This window comes from Verrucosispora sp. SN26_14.1, from assembly GCF_004307965.1.
Classification (GTDB): Bacteria; Actinomycetota; Actinomycetes; order Mycobacteriales; family Micromonosporaceae; genus Micromonospora.
This window is the reverse complement of the sequence record NZ_SISL01000263.1, coordinates 1-8,259: the sequence shown is the minus strand read 5'-3', so window position 1 is coordinate 8,259 and position 8,259 is coordinate 1. Positions and strand designations below refer to the sequence as shown.

The window sequence follows — 8,259 nt, the reverse complement described above, 5'->3', positions numbered from 1 at the left end:
CAAGGGGGAGCAAGAACGCCGCCGGCCGGTACCCACGGGTACCGGCCGGCAGCGTCTGTCCGTGAAGAGATGTTAGGAAGGGACCCTTCCTATACACCAGGCGATAGCAGGGGGCCCTTCCTTACACGACGACGGCAGGGTGCGTGACCCAGCCGGCTACGAGGACCAGGTTCGTCGGTCGGTGTACGGCGACGAAGCCGAACGGCCGGTCGACGGTCAACTCGACCAGCCGCTTGCGTGCGGTGGCCCGTGGGCGCATCGCACCGGCCCGCATCGCGAAGGCCGTCACCACGGCGGCGGAGAAGCCGGTGGCGTGGAAGGTGGCGGTGGCGTTCTGCACGGCCTGCGTGACGGACAGCCGCGCGGTGATTCCGGGGAAGTGATCCCCGGTGGCATCGGTTGCGGCCGTCAGCCCGAACAGACCGGGCTGCCGCAGCAGGTCGTGGGAGGCGTCGACGGTGAACGCGACGGTGGAGACCGTCAACTCGGGGGTGGCGTCCGAGGCGTCGACGATCTGCTCGGTCACGCCCGGCCCGTCGGTGAGCGGCAGGGCGGGGGCGTCCCCGTCGAGTACGCCGATCGCGGCGGGCAGCACCTCGGCGGGACCGTGTCCGGCGGGACCCAGGGCGAGGAGGACGTCGACGTCCTCGGTGCCCTCGACCGTCAGCAGGCTCACCGGCCCGCCGACGGCGTCGACCACCCGCAGGGCGTCCAGGTCGCGGCCGCGTCGGCGCAGGCCGGCGAGATCCTGTCCGGACCAGGGACCGTCGGTGGGCCGGCACCGCGTGTTGTCGAAGGGCTTCTTCCAGGTGGTGAGCACCGACAGCGCGCTGGCCAGGACCATCGCCGTCCCGCTGGTGGCGCGTACCGGCATGGCGGTGATCCGACCGTCGGTCCGCGCGGCCGCCCACGCGTCCAACGCTGCCTGGTCGACGGCCTCGTCCCCGGTGAGTTCGCCGCGCAGGGCGGCCGGTATCTCGGTGCGCCACCGCTCGGACAGCGGCAGGCCACGCCGTGCCCAGAAGCCGAGCGCCATCCGGGTGGTGGGGGAGTCGGTGAGGTCCACGCCCGTCGGGTCACCGACCACGGCCGACAGTTCGTCCCGGGCCGGACCGTCCGCGTACCGGGCGAGCAGCGCCAGCAGCGGATAGACGCCCGCGCCGGAGAGCACGGTGGCCTCGTCGTCGAGGGTCGCGGCCCAGCGGGCGGTGAGCGTGTTCGCGGCGCGGGTGGTCATGACGTCCTCCGGTGGCGGCACGCGGCACGGCGACGCGCCGGTGCGGTGACCCTATCGACCGTCGCGCCGACCCTGATCGGGGCCTGACACCACGACGGCGGGGCCGGTGTGGCAGCGTGACCGGATGAGTTCCGCGCCGGTCGACGTCGATCTCGCCCTGGTCGGCGGGGGTGGTGCCGCCTCGCTGGTGCTGGCCGCGTTGGCCCGGCACGGCGTACGCGACCTGCGGATCGCGGTCGTCGACCCGGTGCACCGGCGTGGCCAGGACCGCACGTGGGCGTTCTGGGACGAGCCCGGCAACGACCTGGACGAGCTGCTCGTCGCGAGCTGGACGCAGGTCGAGGTGGTGACGCCCGGCACGCACCGCACCCTGGACCTGAACCCCCTGCGGTACGCGATGCTGCGCTCCGGCCCGATCTACGACCGGGCCGCCGAGGCGGAACGGCGTCTCGGGGTACGGCGGATCGTCGCCGGTGCCGAGGAGGTGCACGACGAGGGCGACCGGGTGGTGGTGCGTACCGGCGACGGCCCCCTGCGTGCCGCCTGGGTGCTGGACTCCCGGCCCCGGCCACCGCGTCGACCCGGCCGGACGAACTGGTTGCAGCACTTCCGTGGCTGGTGGCTGGCGGCGGACCGGCCGGTGTTCGACCCGGAACGGGCCGTGCTGATGGACTTCCGCACCCCGCAACCGGTCCGGGGCGTCTCGTTCGGCTACGTGTTACCGGTCGACAGCCGGTACGCCCTGGTCGAGTACACCGAGTTCGGACCGGACCTGCTCACCTCGGCGGCGTACGACGCGGCCCTGGCCGGCTACCGGGACCTGCTCGGGCTCGATCCGGCCCGGCTCACGGTGACCGAGGTGGAGAACGGCGTCATCCCGATGACCGACGGGCCGTTCGTGGCCCGACCGTCGCCCCGGGTGGTCCGTCTCGGCACGGCCGGCGGCGCCACCCGCCCGTCGACCGGCTTCACGTTTTCGGCGATGCACCGCCAGGCCGAGCAGGTGGCCCGGGAGGTGGCCGCCGGTCGGGACCCGGTGCCGGCGTCGGCGTACCCGCCTCGGCACCGCTGGATGGACGCGGTGGCGTTGCGGGCCCTGGACCGGGACCTGGTCGGCGGTCCGGAGTTCTTCGGTCGGCTGTTCGACCGCAACCCGCCGTCGCGGGTGCTGCGGTTCCTCGACGGCGGCACCACCCGCGCCGAGGACCTGGCGGTGATGCGCTCCACCCGGATGCTGCCGATGGTGACCGCCGGTGTGGCCGACGCGGCCGGTCGGCTCCGCGACCGGATCGCGCCGGGCCGCCGTCCGCCCTGGACCGTCCCGCCCGCCGTGGTCGCCCCGTCGGACGCGGACGCCCCGCCCCGCTGACCCGCCCGGTCGCACCGGGGTGCCGGGCCCGGCCGTCGGGGGAGCCTTCGGTAGGTTTGCCCCATGGTGGACGAGGCGGCCGGTCGGGTGGTGCGGATCTGGACCGACGGTGCGTGCAGCGGCAATCCCGGCCCGGGCGGCTGGGGTGTCCTGCTGCGGTACGGCTCCCACGAGCGGGAGCTGTGTGGTGGTGAGGCGACACCGACCACCAACAACCGGATGGAGCTGATGGCCGCCATCGAGGCCCTGGAGAGCCTGACCCGGCCGGTCACCGTCGAGCTGCACACCGACAGCACGTACGTCCGCAACGGCATCACCAGTTGGCTGGCCTCGTGGAAGCGCAACGGTTGGCGGACCGCGGCGAAGCAACCGGTGAAGAACGCCGACCTGTGGCAGCGGCTGGAGGCGGCCTGCGCCCGGCACCAGGTCACCTGGCTGTGGGTCAAGGGCCACAACGGGCACCCGGAGAACGAGCGGGCGGACGCGTTGGCCAACCAGGGGATGAGCGAGGCGCGGGCGGCCGTCGCCTCGACCCGCCGCTAGCGTCGCCTCGGCCGACGGCCCGCCGGACGGGAAGTCAGCGGCAGCGCCGACCAGTGCGCGGGTCGGGTTACCCGGTCCGGCAGTCGGGTCCGCCGGTCGCCGCGCGCGGCGTCGACCTGCGACTGGTGCAGGAACAACGCGGCGGTCAGATCGGCCCCGTCCAGCGCCGCCCCGCGCAGGTCCGCGCCGGTCAGGTCGGCCCGGGCCAGATCCACCCCGCGCAGGTCGGCGCCGATCAACACCGCGCCGCGCAGGTTCGCCCCCCGTAGGTCGGTCCGGCGCAGGTCCCGACCGACCAGCAGGGTGCCGCGCCGGTCCGCGCCCGGCGGGCCGCCACGGGCCCGGGCCAGGTCGCCGGTACGCGACAGCAGCCGGTTGACCTCCCCCCGGTAGGCCTCGACGTCGAGGGCCAGCAGGTCCTGCGGGCTGCCCCCGGCCAGCCGTTCCGTCTCGGCGAGCGCGGCGCCCAGGTCCGCGCGCAGCGCGTCGGGCGGGTGGAGGGTGAGCGCCTCGGTCAGATACCAGAGCAGCTCGTGCAGGGGACGCATCACCGCGAAGACGTCGAACATCAGCGATGCGGTCTCCGGCGCGGCCCGCCAGTCCCGCCCGCCGAAGGTCTCCTGTGCGACGCGCTGACCGGCCCCGTGACAGTCGAAGACGGTGCAACCCGGGAAGCCGCGATCACGCAGGTCGACGTGGATGCCGCAGGCGAAGTCGGTGCGCAGGTGGCGGCAGGGCTGCCCGGCGGGCTTGTCGACCGCGAAGTCGGCCGACGCCGAGAACGCCGGGGCGACGCAGCAGAGCCCGAAGCACCGCCCACAGTCGGCCCGCAACCGGCTGTCCTGCGCGCCGGTGCGCGGCGTCCGCATGCTCGCTCCGGTCGACCCCTCGAACTGTGACACCCGACCTCCCCGTCTCGCCCCCATTGTCCCCGCTCCGGTCGGTCGGCCCGCGACCGCATGACGTGCACCGGAGCGGGGGCGACGTGCGAGGATGCCTGCCGGTGCCGACGGGGGCGGGAGGACGGATGGAGATCGAGGTACGGCGGCTGGCGGCCGACGAGGTGACCGGGGCGGCCCGGACACTGGCCGACGCGTTCGACGGGTACCCGTGGACCGCCTGGACGGTGGCGGCGGACCGGCACCGGGAACGGCTGACCGCGCTGTTCGCCCTGACCGTCGAGGCGGTGGGCCTGCCGTACGGCGACGTGTGGGCGGCGGTCGAGCCGGCCGGGGGGATCGTCGCGGTCGCGGTGTGGCTGTCACCGGACCGGTCGGTGCCGGACCAGGTCTGGGTCGATCTGGCCGCCCGGAACGCGGAGCTGGCCGGCGATCGGCACGAGGCCGCGGTGGCCGCCGAGGCCGCGTGCGCGCCGCTGCGTTCCGCGGACCCGGCGTACCTGCTGGCCACGGTGGGGGTGCGTCGCGACCGCTGGGGCGCCGGTCTCGGCTCCCGGGTGCTCGGGCCGGGGCTGGCCGACGCGGCCGGTGCGGGGCTCCCGGTGGTGCTGGAGACCTCCTCGGAGGGGAACGTCGGCTTCTACCGGCGGCTCGGTTTCGTGGTCACCGGTGAGGTGCGGGTGCCCGACGGCGGTCCCCGGGTGTGGGGGATGCGCCGGGCACCCGCAGCCTGACGGGGGCGGCCCGCCGGTGGTCAGTGCGCGCCCAGGCGGGCGATCGGTTCCACCAGCTCACGCTCCTCGTACGCCAGATGTGACAGCAGCGTGTCGCTGAGCAGGTCCACGGCGGCCCGCAGCTCGGCGGTGCCGTCCGGGGTGGCGACGAACGCGACCAGTGCCCGGTCGACGCCTTCCAGCACGTCGTGGATGGCGTGGTGCTCCGCCTCCAGCCGGTCGATCACCGGCGTGAGGCGCGGGTCGGTGCGGCGCAGGTGCGGGAAGAGCGAGCGGTCCTCGATGGTGTGGTGCGTGGTCACCACCCGGCAGTAGGACTCGCAGTAGGTGCCCAGCGTCCACTTGTTCTGCCGCATGGTCATCGTGTTGATGTGGGATCGGGCGGTGCCGACGTCGACCAGCCCGGCCGCGACCTGCTCGATCAGGTCCTGGATCTGGGCCAGCTCGCTGCGCAGGCCGTCGTGGACGTCGATCAGGTGTTGGGCGCCGGCCTGCTCGTGTGTGGTGTAGGTGCGCGTCGGGTCCGGTGCCGGGCCGCTGGGCCGGGCCGACTCGTCCCACACCCGGACGTCGCTGCGGCGTACGCCGTCGTCGGGCGTCGGCACCACGGCGAAGGCGCTCGACCCGAGCTCGGCCCGGGGGCGCGCCGGTCGGGCGGTCCGACCGGCGGCGGCCGAGGTCGGGCCAGGGGACGGTTCGGCCCGGTCGGTCGGCGTGGGCGTGCCACCGCCGCGACCGGAGGCGCGTTCGGAGGCGACCAGCTCCCGGGTGGCCGGAGCCACCTCGGCGGCGAAGCGCCGCAGGTCGTCCGGGTCGTCGGTGCCGAGGATGAAGGTGCTGACGCCGTCGGTCAGGGCGAGGTCGGCCAGTTCCTCGGCCCACTGCTCGGCCGGACCGTCCAGCGGCCCGCGACCGGTCGCCGTGAACCGCCCGTTGACGTTGAGCAGCCGTCGGACGTCCTCCGGCGACCGGCCGGCCTCGGTGGCCGCGTCGTCGATGATCGTGTTCCCCTTGGCCAGGTCGCCGGGTTGCAGGTAGGCCAGCGACGGCAGCCAGCCGTCGGCCCGCCGTCCGGTCAGCGCGAGCATCCGGGGCTTGTACGCGCCGAGCCAGATGCCGACGTCGTGGGCGGGCGCCGGACCGCGTTTGGCGCCGAGCGCCCGGTGGAACTCGCCGTCCACCCGGACGCCGCCCCGCGCCTCGGCGTCCCAGATCTCGCGGATGATCTCGATTGCCTCCTCCAGGGCCCGTACGCCCTGGCCGGGGGTGAGGCGTCGACCGCCCATCGCCTCGATGGCGTCCCAGAACGCCCCGGCGCCCAGTCCGAGTTCGATCCGACCGGAGCTGAGCAGGTCGAGGCTGGCGACACTGCGGGCGAGCACGGCGGGCGGTCGCAGCGGCAGGTTCGTCACGTTGGCGGCCAGCCGTACCCGCTCGGTGCGTGCGGCGACGAAGCTGAGCAGCGTCCAGGTGTCCAGGAAGGCCGGCTGGTAGGGGTGGTCCTGGAAGGTGACCAGGTCGAGCCCGACCTGCTCGGAGAGCATGGCCAGGCCGACCGGCCCGGCCGGGTCGGCGTTGCCGGGCGTCAGGAACGACCCGAAGGTCAGGGAGTGCCCGTAGTCGCTCATGTCTGCGTTCCTTCCCGTTCTCGGGGTGATCACCCCGCACCACAGATGTTATTGCGGACAGAACATCTTCGCCCAATAAAATCTGTGATCTGGGTTAATCTGTGAGGATGACCGGTCCGCAGGACAGTGATCCCCGCACCGACCCGATCACCGACGACCTCGGGTGGATGCTCGGCGTCGTCTTCCGGTCCTACATCCGCGCGGCCGACCACGTCGCCGGCGACCTGCCCGGCGGCCCGCGCGGCTACCAGGTGCTCGTCGCGGCCGACCGGGAGCCCGCCCGCAACCAGGGCGCGGTCGCCGAGGAGTTGGGGATCGACCGCACCGTCCTGACATACCTGATCGACGACCTGGAGCGCGACGGGCTGGTGGTACGCCGTCCCGATCCCGTCGACCGGCGCAGCCGCCTGGTCACGCTCACCGACGCCGGCCGCGACGCGGCCCGACGCCGCCGCGAGGCACTGGCGGGCGTCGAGACCCGACTGCTCCGGACGCTCACCCCCGCCCAGCGCGGCGAGCTGCGGGACCTGCTGAGACAGGTCGCCTGCGCGGCTCAGGCCGACGACCCACTCGTGGACCTGTGCCAGGCGGTGGCGGCGGCAGCCGACGAACCGCCCGTCCGCCGCCGCCGTCGCGGGACCACGCCCGGCGGCCGACTGACCTAGCGTCGCGCCATGCGGATCACCAAGTACACCCACTCCTGCGTACGGCTCGAACAGGACGGCGGTGTCCTCGTCATCGACCCCGGCACCTGGAGCGAGCCGCGCGCACTGGTCGGCGCGGACGCCGTGCTGGTCAGCCACGAGCACACCGACCACATCGACGTCCTGCGGCTGGCCGGCCTCGGCGTGCCGGTCTTCGCGCCGGAGGGCGCCGTGTTGCCGGACCTGGCACCCCTGCCGGTGACCCGGGTGCGGGCCGGCGACCGGTTCACCGCCGCCGGTCTCGAGGTGACCGCGGTCGGTGGACGACACGCCACCATCCACGGTGGTCAGCCCGACTGCGCCAACCTCGGTTACCTGGTCGGGGACGACGTCTACCACCCGGGCGACTCACTGCATCCACCCGGCCGACCGATACGGACCCTCCTGGTCCCGGCGCAGGCGTCCTGGCTGAAGCTGACCGAGGCCGTCGACTTCGCCGTCGCAGCCGAGGCGGAGCGGGTCGTCGCGATCCACGACGCGCAGCTCAACGAACGTGGCCTGGCCAGCGTCAACGGCTGGTTCGGCGAGACCGTCCCCGGCTACCGGTATCTCACCCCCGGCGAGACCCTCTGACCGTCGGCACCGGGCACGCGGCCCGCGAGGCGTCGGATCACCCCGACGTCGGCTCCACGGACCGCATGTCGGCCAGGCGGTCGTCGGCCGCCCGCTGACCCTCCTCGTCGCCGACCGACTCGCAGACCGCCGAGGCGTCGATCCAGTGTCGGCGGGCGAGGTCGTGGCGCTCCCGGGCGGCTTCCGAGTCGCCCAGGTGCAACAGCGTCCTACCCAGCCCCGCGTCGGCCCGACCGCCCGCCCGCAGCCGCAGGCTCTCGGTCAGCCACGCCGACGCCTGGTCGGCCTGGCCCGGCGCCGTGCCGAGCAGCGCCGCCCCCGCGTTGAGCAGCGCCACCGCCCGGTTGGTCGGATCGACCACCGTCTCGTACTCGCGCAGCGCGGCCCGCCACGCCTGGGCCGCGTCGAGGTACTCACCCATCGCGACGTGCACCAGGACGAGATTGGTCAGCGCCGCCGCGTAGCCACGCGAGTCGCCCAGCGAACGGAACGTGTTCGCCGCCCGCACCAGCAGGTCGTGGGCGGCCTCCCGGTCGCCGCGCGCCAGCCGTGCCGCGCCCAGTCCCAGGTCG

General features: G+C 74.2%; 9 protein-coding genes. 5 read left to right on the top strand and 4 right to left on the bottom strand.

The window, feature by feature from the left end:
* Positions 1–121 precede the first annotated feature (121 nt).
* Positions 122–1,237, bottom strand: coding sequence for a serpin family protein (locus tag EYA84_RS20970; RefSeq protein ID WP_131054752.1), 1,116 nt, complete (start codon positions 1,235–1,237; stop codon positions 122–124).
* A 124-nt stretch (positions 1,238–1,361) separates the two neighbouring features.
* On the opposite strand from EYA84_RS20970, the gene EYA84_RS20965 reads away from it, so the two are divergent.
* Both EYA84_RS20965 and rnhA read left to right on the top strand, forming a co-directional pair.
* Entirely contained in the window at positions 1,362–2,606 is a 1,245-nt protein-coding gene (locus tag EYA84_RS20965; protein ID WP_131054751.1) for a lycopene cyclase family protein, read from the top strand.
* Between the two features lie 63 nt (positions 2,607–2,669).
* Complete coding sequence (gene rnhA / locus EYA84_RS20960) at positions 2,670–3,149, top strand: ribonuclease HI (RefSeq protein WP_131054750.1); 480 nt, start codon at positions 2,670–2,672, stop codon at positions 3,147–3,149.
* Here rnhA and EYA84_RS20955 read toward each other — a convergent pair.
* On the bottom strand, positions 3,146–4,018 hold the full coding sequence (locus EYA84_RS20955) for a pentapeptide repeat-containing protein (protein WP_131054754.1): 873 nt from the start codon (positions 4,016–4,018) through the stop codon (positions 3,146–3,148). The genes rnhA and EYA84_RS20955 overlap by 4 nt on opposite strands.
* A gap of 164 nt (positions 4,019–4,182) precedes the next feature.
* On the opposite strand from EYA84_RS20955, the gene EYA84_RS20950 reads away from it, so the two are divergent.
* Positions 4,183–4,782 carry a GNAT family N-acetyltransferase gene (locus EYA84_RS20950; protein WP_131054753.1) on the top strand — a complete coding sequence of 200 codons (600 nt, stop codon included), beginning with the start codon at positions 4,183–4,185 and terminating at the stop codon, positions 4,780–4,782.
* Between the two features lie 20 nt (positions 4,783–4,802).
* Here the strand turns inward: EYA84_RS20950 and EYA84_RS20945 are convergent, their stop codons facing one another.
* Positions 4,803–6,410, bottom strand: a complete 1,608-nt coding sequence (locus tag EYA84_RS20945; RefSeq protein ID WP_131054749.1) for an LLM class flavin-dependent oxidoreductase — start codon at positions 6,408–6,410, stop codon at positions 4,803–4,805.
* A 107-nt stretch (positions 6,411–6,517) separates the two neighbouring features.
* Here EYA84_RS20945 and EYA84_RS20940 point away from each other — a divergent pair, with 107 nt between their 5' ends.
* Together EYA84_RS20940 and EYA84_RS20935 are read left to right on the top strand one after the other, a co-directional pair.
* Positions 6,518–7,075 carry a MarR family winged helix-turn-helix transcriptional regulator gene (locus EYA84_RS20940; protein ID WP_131054748.1) on the top strand — a complete coding sequence of 186 codons (558 nt, stop codon included), beginning with the start codon at positions 6,518–6,520 and terminating at the stop codon, positions 7,073–7,075.
* 9 nt (positions 7,076–7,084) lie between these two features.
* Complete coding sequence (locus tag EYA84_RS20935; RefSeq protein WP_131054747.1) at positions 7,085–7,687, top strand: MBL fold metallo-hydrolase; 603 nt, start codon at positions 7,085–7,087, stop codon at positions 7,685–7,687.
* A gap of 37 nt (positions 7,688–7,724) precedes the next feature.
* On the opposite strand, the gene EYA84_RS20930 is transcribed toward EYA84_RS20935, so the two are convergent.
* Positions 7,725–8,259: hypothetical protein (locus tag EYA84_RS20930; RefSeq protein ID WP_201272442.1), on the bottom strand; the 535-nt coding region annotated here is incomplete at its 5' end.

Excerpts from the sequence above, each read along its gene's own strand:
- EYA84_RS20970 (WP_131054752.1), bottom strand. The coding sequence starts at position 1,237 with ATGACCACCCGCGCCGCGAACACGCTCACCGCCCGCTGGGCCGCGACC.
- EYA84_RS20965 (WP_131054751.1), top strand. The coding sequence starts at position 1,362 with ATGAGTTCCGCGCCGGTCGACGTCGATCTCGCCCTGGTCGGCGGGGGT.
- rnhA (WP_131054750.1), top strand. The coding sequence starts at position 2,670 with ATGGTGGACGAGGCGGCCGGTCGGGTGGTGCGGATCTGGACCGACGGT.
- EYA84_RS20945 (WP_131054749.1), bottom strand. The coding sequence starts at position 6,410 with ATGAGCGACTACGGGCACTCCCTGACCTTCGGGTCGTTCCTGACGCCC.
- EYA84_RS20940 (WP_131054748.1), top strand. The coding sequence starts at position 6,518 with ATGACCGGTCCGCAGGACAGTGATCCCCGCACCGACCCGATCACCGAC.
- EYA84_RS20955 (WP_131054754.1), bottom strand. The coding sequence starts at position 4,018 with ATGCGGACGCCGCGCACCGGCGCGCAGGACAGCCGGTTGCGGGCCGAC.
- EYA84_RS20935 (WP_131054747.1), top strand. The coding sequence starts at position 7,085 with ATGCGGATCACCAAGTACACCCACTCCTGCGTACGGCTCGAACAGGAC.